This window comes from Natribacillus halophilus (assembly GCF_900100185.1).
GTDB classification, from domain to species: Bacteria; Bacillota; Bacilli; order Bacillales; family Marinococcaceae; genus Natribacillus; species Natribacillus halophilus.
In genome coordinates, this window is sequence record NZ_FNEN01000002.1 from 173,894 (window position 1) to 189,887 (window position 15,994).

At 49.5% G+C, this 15,994-nt stretch carries 14 protein-coding genes; all 14 read right to left on the reverse strand.

What is annotated here, in order from left to right:
* Positions 1–90 precede the first annotated feature (90 nt).
* Entirely contained in the window at positions 91–603 is a 513-nt protein-coding gene (locus tag BLS58_RS03095) for a hypothetical protein (protein ID WP_090396097.1), read from the reverse strand.
* Positions 603–1,115: an acyltransferase gene (locus tag BLS58_RS03100; RefSeq protein ID WP_090396098.1), complete on the reverse strand. Its 513-nt coding sequence runs from the start codon at positions 1,113–1,115 to the stop codon at positions 603–605. Before BLS58_RS03100 ends, BLS58_RS03095 begins: the two co-directional genes overlap by 1 nt.
* Entirely contained in the window at positions 1,112–1,762 is a 651-nt protein-coding gene (gene ppaX / locus BLS58_RS03105) for a pyrophosphatase PpaX (RefSeq protein WP_090396099.1), read from the reverse strand. Before ppaX ends, BLS58_RS03100 begins: the two co-directional genes overlap by 4 nt.
* On the reverse strand, positions 1,734–2,705 hold the full coding sequence (locus BLS58_RS03110; RefSeq protein ID WP_090396393.1) for a nucleoside recognition domain-containing protein: 972 nt from the start codon (positions 2,703–2,705) through the stop codon (positions 1,734–1,736). The genes ppaX and BLS58_RS03110 overlap by 29 nt, the downstream gene beginning before the upstream one ends.
* Before the next feature lie 22 nt (positions 2,706–2,727).
* Complete coding sequence (gene lgt / locus BLS58_RS03115) at positions 2,728–3,582, reverse strand: prolipoprotein diacylglyceryl transferase (protein ID WP_090396100.1); 855 nt, start codon at positions 3,580–3,582, stop codon at positions 2,728–2,730.
* 26 nt (positions 3,583–3,608) lie between these two features.
* Positions 3,609–4,544, reverse strand: coding sequence for an HPr(Ser) kinase/phosphatase (gene hprK, locus BLS58_RS03120; protein ID WP_090396101.1), 936 nt, complete (start codon positions 4,542–4,544; stop codon positions 3,609–3,611).
* Between the two features lie 162 nt (positions 4,545–4,706).
* Positions 4,707–5,057 carry a phage holin family protein gene (locus BLS58_RS03125; RefSeq protein WP_176764575.1) on the reverse strand — a complete coding sequence of 117 codons (351 nt, stop codon included), beginning with the start codon at positions 5,055–5,057 and terminating at the stop codon, positions 4,707–4,709.
* Positions 5,057–5,254 carry a PspC domain-containing protein gene (locus tag BLS58_RS03130; protein WP_090396103.1) on the reverse strand — a complete coding sequence of 66 codons (198 nt, stop codon included), beginning with the start codon at positions 5,252–5,254 and terminating at the stop codon, positions 5,057–5,059. The genes BLS58_RS03125 and BLS58_RS03130 overlap by 1 nt, the downstream gene beginning before the upstream one ends.
* Positions 5,255–5,286: 32 nt before the next feature.
* Complete coding sequence (locus tag BLS58_RS03135) at positions 5,287–6,453, reverse strand: DUF4097 family beta strand repeat-containing protein (RefSeq protein WP_090396104.1); 1,167 nt, start codon at positions 6,451–6,453, stop codon at positions 5,287–5,289.
* A gap of 65 nt (positions 6,454–6,518) precedes the next feature.
* Positions 6,519–9,389, reverse strand: a complete 2,871-nt coding sequence (gene uvrA / locus BLS58_RS03140; RefSeq protein ID WP_090396105.1) for an excinuclease ABC subunit UvrA — start codon at positions 9,387–9,389, stop codon at positions 6,519–6,521.
* Positions 9,390–9,433: 44 nt separating this feature from the next.
* A complete protein-coding gene (uvrB, locus tag BLS58_RS03145; protein WP_090396106.1) occupies positions 9,434–11,416 on the reverse strand; it encodes an excinuclease ABC subunit UvrB in 1,983 nt (660 codons plus the stop codon).
* A 169-nt stretch (positions 11,417–11,585) separates the two neighbouring features.
* On the reverse strand, positions 11,586–12,737 hold the full coding sequence (locus tag BLS58_RS03150) for a PDZ domain-containing protein (protein WP_090396107.1): 1,152 nt from the start codon (positions 12,735–12,737) through the stop codon (positions 11,586–11,588).
* 101 nt (positions 12,738–12,838) lie between these two features.
* Positions 12,839–14,296, reverse strand: coding sequence for a S41 family peptidase (locus BLS58_RS03155; RefSeq protein WP_090396108.1), 1,458 nt, complete (start codon positions 14,294–14,296; stop codon positions 12,839–12,841).
* A gap of 252 nt (positions 14,297–14,548) precedes the next feature.
* The gene (locus BLS58_RS03160; RefSeq protein WP_090396109.1) at positions 14,549–15,979 is read right to left on the reverse strand and encodes a murein hydrolase activator EnvC family protein; all 1,431 of its coding nucleotides are present in this window, start codon (positions 15,977–15,979) and stop codon (positions 14,549–14,551) included.
* Positions 15,980–15,994: the final 15 nt, after the last annotated feature.

Here is a 15,994-nt window from a genome sequence, read left to right on the forward strand (position 1 = left end):
CATGCGGACGGCCTCCAACCAAATCCTTTAGTCTGATAATGCAGTAAAATGTTTCAGTCATTATTAGTTTAACGCCGCACACGCTTAACGTCAACGATTCGGGTTCTTCTCCATGTCACGCCGCATGCCCTGACTGGCAGCAGGTCTTACCTCATTGTTTCTGATCACAAACGTGGCAATCACGCCGACAAGCCCAAATGTTAATATGGAAAACACGAGGAGGACGACGTATTTATCACTATACTTCCTGAATAATTCGAAGAGCGCATACAAAACAAATCCAACTGTGACAAACGATAATAGTATGGACAATATAGCGAACGGCGGGAAAAACACCTCCATCAACATAAGCGGAATTTGCCCTGCGGCTAATCCGATCAGCAACCACGGCAGAACATTCCGAAAACCGGCCGGAACGCGGTCCCACACGACCATGCCAAGCGTATAATATTGAGCGATCGGAATAAAAGCGAGCCAGGCATTTTCGACCTCATTTCTTTTGCCAAGCTGAAAAAGCCCGAACGCAAACAATAGATAAAGCGTGATTCCTGCCACAAAAAGTAATAGCAGCATAAAAAGCAAAAGTAAAATGATAGCCTCCATCAAATCTCCTCCTTGTGATTTTCACGTGATCCTTCCCGGATCACTTGCATCGGGTTCCCCCCGACAAAAGCCCCGGGCGGGACATCTTTATGTACAAGCGTCATCGCGGACACGACGGCCCCGTCACCGATCGTCACACCGGGGAGAATCAACGACTGCGCGCCGATCATAACGTTATCCCCGATATGGATCTCGCCGAGGCGATATTCCTCGATTAAGTATTCATGCGTAAGCAAAGTCGTCTGGAACCCGATCACGCAATTGTTGCCGACCGCTATTTTCTCCGGAAACATTAAATCCGGGGTCACTTTCAGGGCAAAAGCCGTTTTCGCCCCGACATCCATGCGCAAAAACACACGATACATCCAATTCTTCACACTTAAAAACGGCGTTACGCGCGCGATTTCTATAACGATAAAATTTTTTACGACTTTAAAAAAGGAAACCGTTTTATATAGGTGCCAAAGGGAATTGTTTTTGGACACGGGGTAACGCTCGGTCGGACGTTTCATCGCGAGGACACTCCCAGAATCTTAAGCAGGTCACGCATATCATCGAGAATGATATCAGGGTCGTGTTGTTTCAAGGGGTCGATACCCTTTAACGCCCACCCAACAGCGGCCGTTTTCGTTCCCGCGTTTTTTCCTCCTTCGATGTCGTGCACGTTATCTCCGACCATAAGGGACTCCCCAGGGGTAGCGTCCAATGCTTGCATCGCTTTTTCCAGCGGTTCGGGATGAGGTTTGGAATGGTCTACATCATCAAGGGTAATCACCGTTTTAAAAAAAGGCTTTAATCCCATTAATTCCATCCCTTTCCACGTTGTTTGGCTCCGTTTCGTCGTCACGATCGCCAGCTTAAATTTCGCCTGATCCAGCTGCTCCACCGCTTCCCGTACACCGCTATATTCTTTGATCAGTTCATCGTGATGGGCATGATTATGGGCGCGATACATGTCGATCATCTCATCGGCCCGGTTCGCATCCAGGTTTTTAAACGTATCATCCAGCGGCGGGCCGATGAAATCGAGCATATCCTCGCGGGCAAATCGCCCGGGGAAATAGTGCTCGAGCGTATGGGTAAATGACGCGATGATCAAATCATTCGTATCAATCAACGTCCCATCAAGATCAAAAAGAACCGTATTCACGTTGTCCATCAATGCTCTCCCCCTTATCATACTGTTCTTGTTTTTCCAAACGGTTCCAGAAATATGCAATCGCCATCGTTAACAAGACAGCCGTCACGACCCGGATGATGAGTAACGGCACTACCGGGATCCCCAGCGGGATAAAAATAAGCGTATCTTCGATAATTCCATGGCAAGCGACCAAAAAGATAAACACGAGATACAAGTCTTTTTTCTTCACGCCATTCTCCCGGGCTTCCTGGATCATGACGCCCGCGCCGAAAGCGAGCCCGAAAATCACTCCGGAAGCCAGGGTCGTCGACGTATTCGGCTGAATACCGAGCATACGTGTAAACGGAAGCATTTTCCTGGAAAACCATTCGAGTAGATGCAAATCTTTCATCACTTGAATGAACATCATGATCGGGAAGACAAATGCCGCGATTTGCAGCACACCGAGCGCTGCACTCGAGGTCGCTTCCACAATCATATCAAAAGCGCCGCTCACCTCAGGCGTTCCCGTTCCACTTACAAATCCATATTGTGCGGGCTCGCTCCCTCCCTGCCAAATCCAGTTAATGAGAAAAGCGGAAACGATGGCCAGACCAACACGAACGGCTAAAACGACCGACATACGTATACCGAGTTTCACAGCCACCGCCGATTCCACGAATAAATTATGGGAAAACGAGAGCATAACCGCGAGGATGAACACTTCCTTGACCGTAAATTCAAAGCTTAAAATCGAACCGATGGCCGCGTACAAGTTTAACGCGTTGCCGAGCACGAGCGGGATCGCCGCTTCCCCGGGCAATCCGATCCAGGACATAAACGGAGCCAGTTGGGCCGATAGCCAATCCAGCGCCGGCGTGAACGAGAGAATAGTCACGGCAAAGGTGATGGGAAAGATGATCTTTGCCAGTGTCCACGTGGTTGACAGGCCTGATTTCAGGCCTTTCTTCAACGTTTGTATCATAGTTTCTCCTACTCCACGATTATTTTTTCTTCTTCTTTTTTCGATTTTTTCTCGTTAGTTTCTCATCCTTATCCTTATAACGCTTTACCACCCTTTTTTTTCGCCGAAAAATCATTAAAATGATGGCTCCGACGATGAGAATGACGGAAATGAGCTGGGCGACTTGCAACACATCCGCGATCATTAAGCTGTCCGTGCGCAACCCTTCGATGAAGTAACGGCCGAAGGAATACCATATGATATAGATCAAAAACAGATTGCCACGGCGTAAATTCACACGGCGGAGAATGAGCAATAATATAAAGCCGAGCACATTCCAGATAGATTCATAGAGAAAGGTCGGATGATGATAGGCCCCCTCGATGAACATCTGGTCGATGATCCAATCCGGCAACATGAGATTTTCCATAAAAGCGCGGGAAATCTCGCCCCCATAAGCCTCCTGGTTAATGAAATTACCCCAGCGTCCGATCGCTTGCCCGAGAATGATACTCGGCGCTGCGATATCGGCCAACTTCCAGAAGGAGTATCCGCGCACCCGGGCAAACACCACCGCTGTGAGGACAGCCCCGATCAATCCGCCATGAATGGCCAGACCGCCTTCCCAAATGGCGATGATTTGCGCCGGGTTTTCCATATAATAATCAAACTGAAATAATACATAATAAAGACGGGCACTAATGAGGGCAATCGGAATTGCCCAAATGAGCAAGTCGGCAAATATATCGGACGGATACCCGTGTTTTTTGGCTTCTCTGGTCGCTATTACATATCCTATGGCCGCCCCTAAAACGATAATGACACCATACCAATAAATGGATAGGGGGCCAAGCTCAAACGCGATGGGATCGAGCGGTTGTGCCTGCAAAAGCATCCGGTGGTCCTCCTCTTTCACGTACGTTAAAATTCATCGCGATCATAATCTTCGATCACATCCATTAACTTGTCCGAAAATTCCTGGGCCGCGTTGATGCCCATGCGTTTCAAACGGAAGTTCATAGCCGCCACTTCCACGATGACCGCGAGGTTGCGTCCCGGACGTACCGGAATCGTGTATTTGGGGATGTCCGTTTCAATAATTCGCATCGTGTCTTCATCCACCCCGAGTCGGTCATAAGCCTTATCCTCATCCCAAAGCTCCAGGTGAACATTGAGGGTAATTCTTTTAAACGGTCGCACTGCGCCGGCGCCGAACAAAGTCATCACGTCGATAATGCCGAGACCGCGAATCTCGAGCAGGTGTTTGATCAGTTCCGGCGGCCGCCCCATGAGTGTATTCGCGTGCTGTTGGCTGATTTCAACCGAATCATCGGCGACGAGGCGATGCCCCCTGCGCACGAGGTCCAGGGCCGTTTCACTTTTTCCGACCCCACTGGCTCCGGTTAAAAGTACACCAATCCCATAAATATCCACAAGCACGCCATGCACCGCAGTCGTTTCCGCGAGCTGGGCATCCAGGAAATCCGTAAGCTGGCTGCTGATCCGTGTCGTCGTATCACGGGCGCGCAAGAGCGGCACACCGGACCTTTCCGCACTCTCTAATAATTCCGGAGGCGCCTCCAGGTCTCTGGAAATGATTACACCGGGGGTATTGCTGGTGCATAATTTCGCCAGCCGTTCCTCTTTCACTTCCGTATCCAAGCGTTCCAGGAACGTAAGTTCCGAGCGGCCGAGCAATTGCAGGCGTCGGCGCGGATAATAAGTAAAAAAACCAGCCATCTCCAACCCCGGGCGCGATATATCACTCGTCGTGATCGGGCGGTAAATCCCTTCCTCGCCGCTTAACAGTTCCAAAGAGAAACGATCGATTAAATCTCGCGTTGTGACCTTTGACATCTGGCTCCCTCCGAGAACACTTCCGTTTATAGATTATGCACGTTTTTCATTGTAGCATGTTTTCGGTCGCGAATGGTATGGTTGGAGCCCTGAATAAAGAAAACTTGGCTTATCGCCAAGATCTGCAAACAAAAACAGCGCCCCGCAAGCGAGGCGCTTCCATCAAGCACGAACAGGCTTGAGCACGACACTGATGAGCGCATTAAGAATCGCGATGACAACGGCTGCCAATATCGCCGTTCCAAATCCGTCAATGACAAACGCGCCGCCCATCACCCACGCGATTAACATGAGCAAAGCCGCATTAATGACGAAGATAAAGATGCCCAGCGTGAGGATCGTCACCGGAAGCGTTAAAGCAACGAGGATCGGCCGCACGATCGCGTTGACGACCGCGAGCAGGAGCCCGGCAATCAGCGCTGCCCAAAGATTTTCCAGTTCAAAACCGGTGAAAATCAACCCGGTGAGGCTCAATACCAGGGTATTGATTAAAATATTCACTAAACAGCCCATTATGATTTGAAATCTCCTTCACTTGGCACCAACATGGTAAGCACGAGATAAACGAGAACCGTGACCCCCATGCTGATAAAAAGGCTGATCACTGCGATTGTCCTTATAATGATCGGATCGATGTTGAAATGTTTTCCAATCCCCCCGCATACACCGGTGATGATACGGTTACGGCTGGAACGTACCAGTTTTTTCATTTTTATCGACTCTCCCTTGCTCAGGCGCACATTTATCGATCATGGGTTTTCAAGGATATCGATCCCGTTTTCGTACTGGCATCCACGCGCAATACGGCTGATTCTTCCGGATTGGATACCAGGCTTAAAGTTTTTTGGATAAAATCACGGTTTTCATCGAGCACTTCAACATTGGGTAATTTCCAGTGGTAATTGCCGACGTTCGTTTTTAATTTTCCTTCCGTGCGAATGCCCTCGGGAACGACGAGGAAAACGGAACCGGTCGTCGCCGCCAGGGAGACATGCCCGCTTTCTTTCCCTTCGTACCGGCAATTGACGGAGCCATTCACGGATTCGGCATCAATATCCTGCAAGCGGCCGTTGATATCGATCGTTCCGTGCACCGTCCGCAGGTCGGCACGTTCACTGGCGCCGCCATCAATATCAATCGGTCCGTTAACGGTTTCGGCTTCAAGGACATCGGCATGGACGTCTTCAATATCGATGCTTCCGTTTACGGCTTTTGCCGTCAACGATGTGCCGCTTAAACCAGTCATATGCAAATGCCCGTTAAAGGTGTACAACGACAGTTTATCAAAGCGCTCTCGCGGCACATAAACAGTGGCTTCAAGTTTGATCTTTTTCGATTTCGTGTAAAAATGAAGTTTATCTTCAACCGACTCGAACACCGCATCTTCGAGGAAAATACGACGGGCGTCTTCTTCATTTTCCGCCTTGTAGACTTTGGCATTGCATTCGATTTTACCATCTGCTTCATCCCACGGCCGGATATCAATCGACCCATTTTCGAGGGACAAATCAAAGGTTCGTTCCTTCATGTTCGTGTGTTGAAAAATATGATTGATCTCCTGCGCGGAACCGAAGTTGAAATCAAGATCGAGTTCCCTGATTTTATGAACGGTGGAGTCGACAAATTCCGAGAACCAGCGAGCGCCCTCGGATAAAGGCGAGCCTTTGGCACCCTCCTCATCGCGCCTTCTGGATTCATCGTGATGACGGTTGCTTTCTTCCCAATCGATCTTCGTGCTTAAATCCGTACTGGAAGACGTCGGCTCTTCAGCACTTTTGCGCGTGGCTGCTGAACTCGTCGTTTTCTTTTCATTTTCCGGTGACAATGCCCTGATCAGTTTGCTGCCGTCTTCCGGGCTGATTTTTCCCTCTTCAACCATTTGCAAAATCATTTTTCGTTCTTCCATCATGATTTTTCCCCCATTTTCATATTCTTCTTCCTTAATGACGAAACATGGGCAGGTCTGGTATTCGTTTAATTCACGGCGATTTCATCCTTTTCCAATGCTTTCATCCGTTCGTTTTCCCGCTCCAGAATCGGTTTTAGATAACGGGCCGTGTGCGACTGTTCATCCCCGGCGACGTCTTCAGGCGTGCCCGTCGCCATGATTTCACCTCCCCCATCGCCACCTTCAGGTCCGAGATCGATGATATGGTCGACCGTTTTAATGACATCAAGGTTATGCTCAATGACGATGACTGTATCTCCATTATCCACGAGACGTTGCAGCACTTGCAAGAGGCGGCGAATATCATCCATGTGAAGACCGGTCGTCGGTTCATCGAGTATATAGAGGGAACGCCCACTCGTGCGACGGTGCAGCTGCGATGCCAGTTTCACCCGTTGCGCTTCACCGCCGGAGAGCGTTGTAGCCTGTTGTCCGAGTTTAATATACCCGAGGCCGACATCTTTTAACGTCTGGATTTTCCGGTGAATTCTCGGGATGTTTTCAAAAAACACCAGCGCTTCATCCACGGTCATTTCCAGCACTTCGGCAATGTCTTTGCCTTTATAACGGATATCCAATGTTTCGCGGTTATACCGTTTGCCGCCGCATTCCTCGCACTCGACATAGACGTCGGGCAAGAAATGCATCTCTATCTTAATAATGCCATCTCCGCGGCACATTTCGCAACGTCCGCCTTTCACATTGAAGCTGAAACGTCCTTTTTTGTAGCCCCGGACCTTCGCTTCGTTCGTCATGGCGAAGACTTCGCGAATATAATCAAATACACCCGTGTAGGTGGCCGGATTTGAGCGCGGGGTGCGGCCAATCGGCGATTGATCAATGTTGACGACATAGTCAAGTTCACTGATTCCCTTGATTTCCCGGTGTTTAGCAGGCTTTTCCCTGGCGCGATGCAATTTCTGGGAAAGGGACTTGCGCAGGATGTCATTGATGAGTGTGCTTTTTCCCGAGCCGGAAACCCCGGTCACGACATTGAAGACGCCGAGGGGGATATCAATGTCGACGTTTTTCAAATTGTTGGCATCAGCCCCTTTAATCATTAGTTTACGTTCGTTCGGCACGCGACGACTTCGCGGCAACGGTATAAATTTTTGTCCCGACAGGTACTGGCCCGTTAAGGATTCATCCTGATCGATAATATCCTGCGGTGTACCCTGGGCGCTAATATAGCCGCCTTCCACGCCGGCCCCCGGGCCAATATCAACAATGTGATCAGCGGCCAGCATCGTGTCTTCATCATGCTCGACGACGATGACGGTATTCCCGAGATCACGCATATTTTCAAGCGTCCGAATAAGACGGAGATTATCCCGTTGGTGCAAACCGATGGAAGGTTCATCGAGTATATAGAGAACCCCCATCAATGCTGAGCCGATCTGCGTGGCCAGGCGGATCCGCTGGGCTTCCCCGCCGGATAGGGTTCCGGCTGTACGACTGAGCGTCAAGTAAGCAATGCCGACATTGCTGAGGAAACCGAGGCGATTCTGGATTTCCTGGATAATGAGACGTGCGATATGCATCTCCTTGGGAGACAAATCAAGGGAATCCATATAGGCATGCACATCGTTGATAGCCATATCCGTTACCTCGCCGATATGCTTGCCGTTGAGTAAAACGGCGAGGGCTTCATCCTTCAGGCGATGACCATGACACGTAGGGCACGCTTTTCTGAGCATGTAATGTTCCATTTGTTCGCGAATATAATCCGACGATGTAGAGTGGTAACGCCTGGAAACGTTTTTCAACACGCCTTCAAAATAGATTTTCCGCTCTTTCACGACGCCGAATTCATTCTCATGGCGAAAATGGATACGCTCTTTTCTGTTGCCATGTAACAAAAGGTCTCGGTCCTTCTTGCTCAACTGCTCAAACGGTACGTCCATATCGATCCCAAAATGGTCACAGGCAGCTGCAAGCAGTTGCGGATAGTAGTTTGAACTCGTCGGCCTCCAGGGAAACAGCGCGTGTTCCCGTAAGGTGAGCGAAGGGTCCGGAACCGCCAATTCTTCATCGGCTTCCAGTTTGGAGCCAATGCCGTCACAGCTTGGACAAGCGCCGGAAGGATTGTTAAATGAAAATAACCGCGGCTCCAACTCGCCGATGGAAAATCCACAATATGGACAAGCATGATGCTGATTAAACAACACTTCTTCTCCGTCAATCACGTCGATCAACAAGCGACCACCCGATTGTTCCAGACCCGTTTCAAGGGAGCCGGACAGTCGTGCTTCAACCCCTTCTTTTATAATAACCCGATCGATGACGACTTCAATCGTATGTTTTTTATTTTTCTCCAATAAAATGTCTTCGGACAGATCCATAATGTTTCCGTCCACGCGGACACGCACGAATCCTTTCTTCTTTAAATCTTCAAGGATATTCACGTGTGTCCCCTTGCGCTCGGTCACGATGGGCGCGAGGATTTGCATGCGCGTGCGGTCGGGATAAGCCAGCAATTGATCGATCATTTGCTGGACACTTTGCGAAGTAATGGGAATATCATGATTGGGACAATAAGGTGCCCCGACGCGCGCGAATAATAACCGCAAATAATCATAAATCTCTGTGACCGTCCCCACCGTAGAACGCGGGTTTTGGCTCGTCGTTTTCTGATCGATGGAAATCGCCGGTGACAGCCCCTCGATGGCATCGACGTCCGGCTTATCCATTTGCCCCAGAAATTGCCGGGCATAGGAGGAAAGGGATTCCACATACCGCCGTTGGCCCTCGGCATAGATGGTGTCAAACGCCAGTGACGACTTGCCGGATCCCGACAGCCCGGTGAAAACGATCAAGTTGTTACGGGGGATGGTCACATCGACATCTTTTAAATTATGGGAGCGCGCCCCTTGCACGCTAATATTTTCCATAGCCATAGTTACGGTCACTCCATTCTAGAGGTTGGAGGTTAGAGGTTAGATTATGACGTTTTCTTACCCCTTAGTTCGATCAGGGTATCACGAAGTTCCGCGGCTCGTTCAAAATCAAGCAATTTCGCCGCATCTTTCATCTCATCCTCGACTTGACTGATCAAACGTTCTTTTTCATCTTTTGTCATGGCCTTGTCTTTCGGCTTGGCGTAGCTCTCCTCATCTTCAGCGACGACGGTGGCACGGATTGCCTGTGGTACAGCCTTTTCAATCGTTTTCGGTGTGATGCCGTGTTTTTCATTGTAGGCTTCCTGAATCTCGCGCCGCCTTCTCGTTTCATTAATCGCGACTTCCATGGAACGCGTTTCCTTGTCCGCGAACATGATTACTTCTCCGTTTGCATTGCGGGCTGCGCGCCCCATCGTCTGGATCAATGATCGTTCCGCCCGCAAAAATCCTTCCTTGTCCGCGTCCAAAATCGCCACGAGCGAGACTTCCGGAATGTCCAGCCCTTCACGCAAAAGGTTGATGCCGACGATACAGTCGAATTCGCCAAGGCGGAGCTGGCGAACGATTTCCATCCGCTCCAGCGTTTTAATATCCGAATGTAAATATTTTACTTTTATACCGACGCCCTTCAAGTAATCCGTTAAATCCTCGGCCATTTTCTTCGTGAGGGTTGTAACCAACACGCGTTCATTCCTCGTTTGCCGTTCATTAATTTCACCGATTAAATCGTCAATCTGCCCTTCAATCGGCCGCACGTTCACATGTGGGTCAAGCAAACCGGTCGGACGAATAATCTGCTCGACCACCTCGGGGGCGTTTTCTTCTTCGTATGGGCCAGGTGTGGCGGAAACATAGACGGCTTGTGAAAAGCGGTTTTCAAACTCGTCGAATTTCAACGGCCGGTTATCCATCGCGGACGGCAGACGAAAGCCATGATCGACCAACACCTGTTTACGGGCGCGATCCCCATTGTACATCCCTCTCACTTGCGGTAACGTCGCGTGAGACTCATCGACAATCAGCAAAAAATCCTCAGGAAAGAAGTCCAGAAGTGTATACGGCGCCTCGCCCGGTTGCCGGAACGTCAAATGCCGGGAATAGTTTTCGATACCCGAACAAAAACCCATTTCCTGCATCATTTCGATGTCATAGCGTGTGCGTTGCTCAAGCCGCTGCGCTTCCAGCAACTTATCCTGACTCTTCAGTTCTTCCAGGCGCTCCGCTAATTCTTTTTCGATATTGACAATCGCCTTTTTCATTTTCTCTTCACGTGTCACGAAGTGAGAAGCCGGGAAAATAGCGACATGCTGGCGCTCACCGAGCACTTCCCCGGTCAGTGCATCCACTTCGGTGATACGATCGATCTCATCGCCGAAAAACTCCACGCGAATACAATGCTCGTCACGGGAAGCGGGGAATATCTCGACGACGTCGCCGCGAACGCGAAAAGTTCCCCGCGTGAAATTAATGTCGTTACGATCATATTGCACATCGACGAGGTTATTTAAAAGTTCGTCTCTCCCTTTTTCCATCCCCGTTCGCAGGGAAACGACCAAATCACGATATTCTTCCGGTGAACCGAGGCCGTAAATGCAGGAGACGCTGGCGATAATGATCACATCTTCCCGTTCGAATAACGCACTCGTTGCGGAGTGCCGGAGCTTATCGATTTCATCATTGATGCTTGCATCCTTTTCTATAAATGTATCGGATTGGGGAACGTAAGCTTCCGGTTGATAGTAGTCATAATAACTGACGAAGTACTCAACCGCATTGTTCGGAAACAAAGATTTAAACTCGCTGTATAACTGGCCGGCGAGCGTTTTATTGTGAGCGATGACCAACGTCGGTTTTTGGACCTGTTCAATAACGTTCGACACCGTGAACGTTTTCCCCGTTCCGGTTGCTCCCAACAACACTTGATGCCGCTGCCCCGCTGAAACGCCTTCCACGATTTTTTCAATGGCTTCGGGTTGATCCCCTTCGGGCTCATAGGCGGACTCTAGTTCAAATGTATGTGGCAAGGCTCATCCTCCTTTGCTGCCTTCACACTTTTTCTTTAGCAGATAAGTGCAACTAAGGCTTTCGCCATGCTTGGCGATAAGCCAAGTTTTCTTTATCACTATTATAACATAGAAGGCAAAAATCGAACGTTTATTTGCTCATTCCCTCGGAAGGGTGGCATGAACATATTCATCCTGTTCGCCCATGTGTCTCATTTTGATGCAAAAATAACACGCCTAACTCATGATGCTGATCGTCATAGAGTGCCGCTTTTTCCACGCGGCGTTCCCCATTGTGATCCATCACTTCAACACGTCCATAGGCTGGGTTTAGCTGCAACCGTTGATAAAAATCCCATTCCGTATTCACGGGCTCCCCGTGCACCTTCATTATGGTCTCCCCGGGCATAAGATTCATTTTCTCGGCGGGAGACCCTGGCAAAATGCCGAGAATGACCAACCCCTCATCCCTGGGGATAAAATAAAAGGGTTTTTTGCGATCACTGCTGTACTCATAGATCTGCAGGAGACACCTTCCCAGGATCGCCATGAGCACCGCCGGAAGCCACATCCATTCGGGCAGAAAAAATAATGCCACGACAAAAGCGACAACAAGAACACCGAGCCCGAACACTCTCGTGCCGACGCCCTGTAATTTCCTCACCAGGCGTTGTCCGACAACCGATTGCTGAAAACCGACCAGGAAAGGGAGCAATAAGATGGATACATCATCGCTGATGGGCATAAACGGCCACCAGCCTCCTGTCGCAAATGTGTCCCCGGGAACGAGTACGCATACGGGGACGAGCCACATTCTGTCCAGACGCTGACCGCCGATCCATTTCCCTCTTTTACTGAGTAATCTGAGCGGCGAAAACGACTGACGCTTTGCCTGTAAACGAACGAGCAAGCCTTCAACCATCAGGAACGCCGCGATGAGAAGCAAAACCGGCAACGGATCGACAGCCATCTCTCCTCCCCCGGGCCATAAGTGAGAAAGAATCAATGCCAGCCCAAGCGCATATGCCGGGGAAGCGAAACGGGCACCTCCGATTATGATCAGCAAAAGATAAACGACCGTCAGCAGCAAACTAAATGCCAGGTTAAGAACGACGCCGACAGCGACGGCAACAACAGATAAAATGAGACCTGCCAATACCCCCGGCAATAAACGGTGAAAGATTTCATCCCTTATGTTACCCAGTGCCGTATGAAACATCGTGCGTTCTCTGTTTACGCGCCGATAACCGACCCATAACATCGCCAATATGCCTATATACGTCAGCGGATGAATGAAAAAACTGCCAATACCCATCCATAGGTCAGCAAACCAATTGTCCATCATTTGTTCTCCTTTAGCTGCCAAAAAATGAAATACACCCACGGGATGCGGATGTATTTCGACACATAACCTTAAACTTCCTGCTTTTTGCGGAAAATGCCTTAAGATGTTTCCTCGACCAAATGATCGATCGCGGTATTGAGCTGACGATCATTGTCATCATCACGGATTTCATCAACAACCTCACTATGAAGCGTTTGTGCGGTTTCTTCATCGATGTCCCCGCTCTCTTCCAAATCATGCGACTGCTGGAAATCCATGACTGCTTCTTCTGTCTGCTCATCAAAGTATCCGTCTGTCCTGCCCGGATCATACCCTATCCCTTCCAATATATTTTGCGCGCTGCCGACTTGCTCATTATTGTCATCGAAGGTAAGGGTTTCATCCACGGCGAGCGCCGCCGTATAGAAGTAATCCGGCTGGCTTTCTTCAATCGTCGGCTCCACACCGTCTTCATGAATATTATTGCCATCTGAGGTGAGCCACCTGGACATGGATAAATTCATTTCACTGCCATCATCGAATTGAAAACCTTGTTGGACCGTTCCCTTTCCAAACGTCGTCTCTCCAATCAATTCATAACCACCGGCTTCCTGCAACGCAGCTGCCAAAATCTCCGAGGCAGAGGCACTACCCTGGTTAATCAGTGCAGCCATCGGATAATCTTTCTCTTCCGAGAGCGTTGAAGGCGTCTCTATAATTTCCCCATTCGGTTGTTCGATTTGTACGATATTCTCCCCTTCAGGGAGCAACAGACTCCCGATATCCTGCACGCTGTTCAGATAACCGCCCGGATTATCACGGACATCGATGAGTAATCCGTCAATGCCTTCGGATTCCAATGCATTCAACTCTTCTTCAAATTCCTGGGCTGTATCTGTTGAAAATGAAATGATCTCGAGCAATCCGATCGTCTCACCATCCCGTTCAATCGTCTGGCTTTCTACCGACTCCACCGGGATGGCTTCCCGTTCGACTTCAACTTCAAACGTTTCGGAAGCCGAAGGCCTTCCAATACTTAAAACAACGGTGCTCCCTTCCTCACCGCGAATATCCATAACAGCCTCATTCAGGGATTGATCTTCCGTTGATTCTCCATCTATCTCCAGGATTTGGTCATCAGGCATCAAGCCCGCTTCTTCAGCCGGAGATCCCTGAATCGGCGATACGATCGTCACATGGTTGTTGACCATGTTGACTTCAGCGCCAATGCCTTCGAATTCACTGTCCAGGGATTCTTCGAACTGACCCGCCGTTTCCTGATCCATATACACGGAATAAGGGTCGTCCAATTCCTCAAGCATTCCTTCTATGGCACCTTCGAAAAGAGCACTTTCATCAACATCATCTACGTATTGTTCGGAAATGAGGTCATAAGCCTGGTGAACTTTCTCCCAACCCTCGTCCGAAGAGGCCTCACCGCTTACCTCACTCGTCTGCGGGGATGCAGTCGAGTCTTGTCCCTCTTCACCGATAGAGACGCCCGCGATCACACCGCCTGATCCGGCAATAATGATGGCACTCGTTAAGATGACTAGCCATTTTACACTTGCATTCATATCGTCCACCTCGATCTATGCTTATAACTCAATACGCCTTAGCGCCCCTTCCATCCTCATGCGAGCTTATGAAAATTCTGTATATCTTATGCTGGCATCCTTGCTGGCATCCTTTTCCCCATTTAAACACATTTTCATAAGCAAGACAAAAATAAAGAAAACTTGGCTTATCGCCAAGCCTGGCGAAAGTCTTAGTTGCACTTATCTGCTAAAGAAAACGAGCAGGGGAATATCTCCCCCACTCGTTTTATCCTATTCGAGATAACCCATTGGGTTGACTGAATTTACGCCTGAGCCTTCCCAACCCCCTACATGCACCTCGAAATGTAAATGTGGACCGGTGGAACGACCCGTGTTCCCCATGATGCCAACGGGTTCCGAACGGCTGACGGTATCGCCCACCGATACATCGATCGAGGAAAGGTGGGCGTACAGTGTCGTTATCGTTTCACCGTTGATCTGATGAGTCACCATCACCGTATTCCCAAAGCCATTCATGTATCCGGTGTAGCTCACTTCACCTGCTTCCGCAGCTTCGATCGGCACATTCGATCGACCGGCTTCGGGAATGTCAATGCCATTGTGCATCCGACCATTACGCATCCCATACGAAGATGAAAGATCGCCGGTTGCCGGCCAGGCCAGTGTCCCGTTTCCGCCTCCGCTCGCATTGTCATCACCGGCACTGGCCGTTGCAACACTTGTTGATTCAGAGGAGCCGGACGTATCTTCGCTACTTTCTGCACTGCCACTATCCCCTGAATCCCCGGAACTATCGGAGTCACCGGAGTCACTTTCCTCTTCTTCGGTTGCTGCCTCTTCCTCTTCAGCGGCTTCTTCCTCTTCAGCGACCTCTTCCTCTTCAGCGGCTTCTTCTTCTGCCCGTGCCCTTTCACGTTCGCGTTCTTCTTCGCGCTCGATTTCATTCTGTTTGGCTACTTCCTGTTGTTCCAGTATTTCTTCTTCGTTTTCGATTTCTTCAAGGTCAGCGAGCAACTGCTGTTCTTCTTCATCGAGACCGTCCATGACGACTTCTTTTTCTTCCCTTTGTTCATCTAAACTCGCGTTCAATGCTTCCAGTTCGTCCACATGAGATTCCAAGTTTGCTAGATTTTCCTCAACGGCCTGTTTGTTTTCTTCAAGCGACTCATGATCGGCGATATGTTCATCAAGAATCTCCTGATCTTGTTCGGCAATCGTCGACAGGGCATTCACCCGCTCGATAAAATCACCAAAACTTTGCGCTCCGAGCAAGACTTCTATGTATTCAACCGTCCCGCCTCCGCTTTGATACAATGTTACCGCTCGTTCTTTCAACAATTCATCGCGTTCTTCTATACGATCTTCGGTCTCGGCGATGTCTGTTTCCAGTCGTTCGATATCTTCCTCCACGTCTGCAATATTCGCTTCCTTATCAGCAATTTCACCGACGGTGGCGGATATTTCCTCGTCCAGTTCCCGGATCTCATCATCGATTTGAGCGATCGCTTCCTCTACATCTTCTAATTCATCGTCTGTTTCTTCGGCTTCATTTTCAGCCTCTTCCTGCGATTCCCTGATGTCCTCCAGTTCTTCTTCCAAATCATTGACGGTTTCTGCCTGTCCAATGTAAGAAACGTGGAACCAACTTGAGAAGCCGATAAGACAAGCGGCTGCGGTCATTATTGTTTTTTTCGCGACCATTGTTATCTCCCCTCC

What these genes read in the sequence shown, in the direction of transcription:
- BLS58_RS03095 (WP_090396097.1), bottom strand. Translation starts at nt 603, where the DNA reads ATGGAGGCTATCATTTTACTTTTGCTTTTTATGCTGCTATTACTTTTT.
- BLS58_RS03100 (WP_090396098.1), bottom strand. Translation starts at nt 1,115, where the DNA reads ATGAAACGTCCGACCGAGCGTTACCCCGTGTCCAAAAACAATTCCCTT.
- ppaX (WP_090396099.1), bottom strand. Translation starts at nt 1,762, where the DNA reads ATGGACAACGTGAATACGGTTCTTTTTGATCTTGATGGGACGTTGATT.
- lgt (WP_090396100.1), bottom strand. Translation starts at nt 3,582, where the DNA reads ATGCTTTTGCAGGCACAACCGCTCGATCCCATCGCGTTTGAGCTTGGC.
- hprK (WP_090396101.1), bottom strand. Translation starts at nt 4,544, where the DNA reads ATGTCAAAGGTCACAACGCGAGATTTAATCGATCGTTTCTCTTTGGAA.
- BLS58_RS03125 (WP_176764575.1), bottom strand. Translation starts at nt 5,057, where the DNA reads ATGGGCTGTTTAGTGAATATTTTAATCAATACCCTGGTATTGAGCCTC.
- BLS58_RS03130 (WP_090396103.1), bottom strand. Translation starts at nt 5,254, where the DNA reads ATGAAAAAACTGGTACGTTCCAGCCGTAACCGTATCATCACCGGTGTA.
- BLS58_RS03135 (WP_090396104.1), bottom strand. Translation starts at nt 6,453, where the DNA reads ATGATGGAAGAACGAAAAATGATTTTGCAAATGGTTGAAGAGGGAAAA.
- uvrA (WP_090396105.1), bottom strand. Translation starts at nt 9,389, where the DNA reads ATGGCTATGGAAAATATTAGCGTGCAAGGGGCGCGCTCCCATAATTTA.
- BLS58_RS03150 (WP_090396107.1), bottom strand. Translation starts at nt 12,737, where the DNA reads ATGGACAATTGGTTTGCTGACCTATGGATGGGTATTGGCAGTTTTTTC.
- BLS58_RS03155 (WP_090396108.1), bottom strand. Translation starts at nt 14,296, where the DNA reads ATGAATGCAAGTGTAAAATGGCTAGTCATCTTAACGAGTGCCATCATT.
- BLS58_RS03160 (WP_090396109.1), bottom strand. Translation starts at nt 15,979, where the DNA reads ATGGTCGCGAAAAAAACAATAATGACCGCAGCCGCTTGTCTTATCGGC.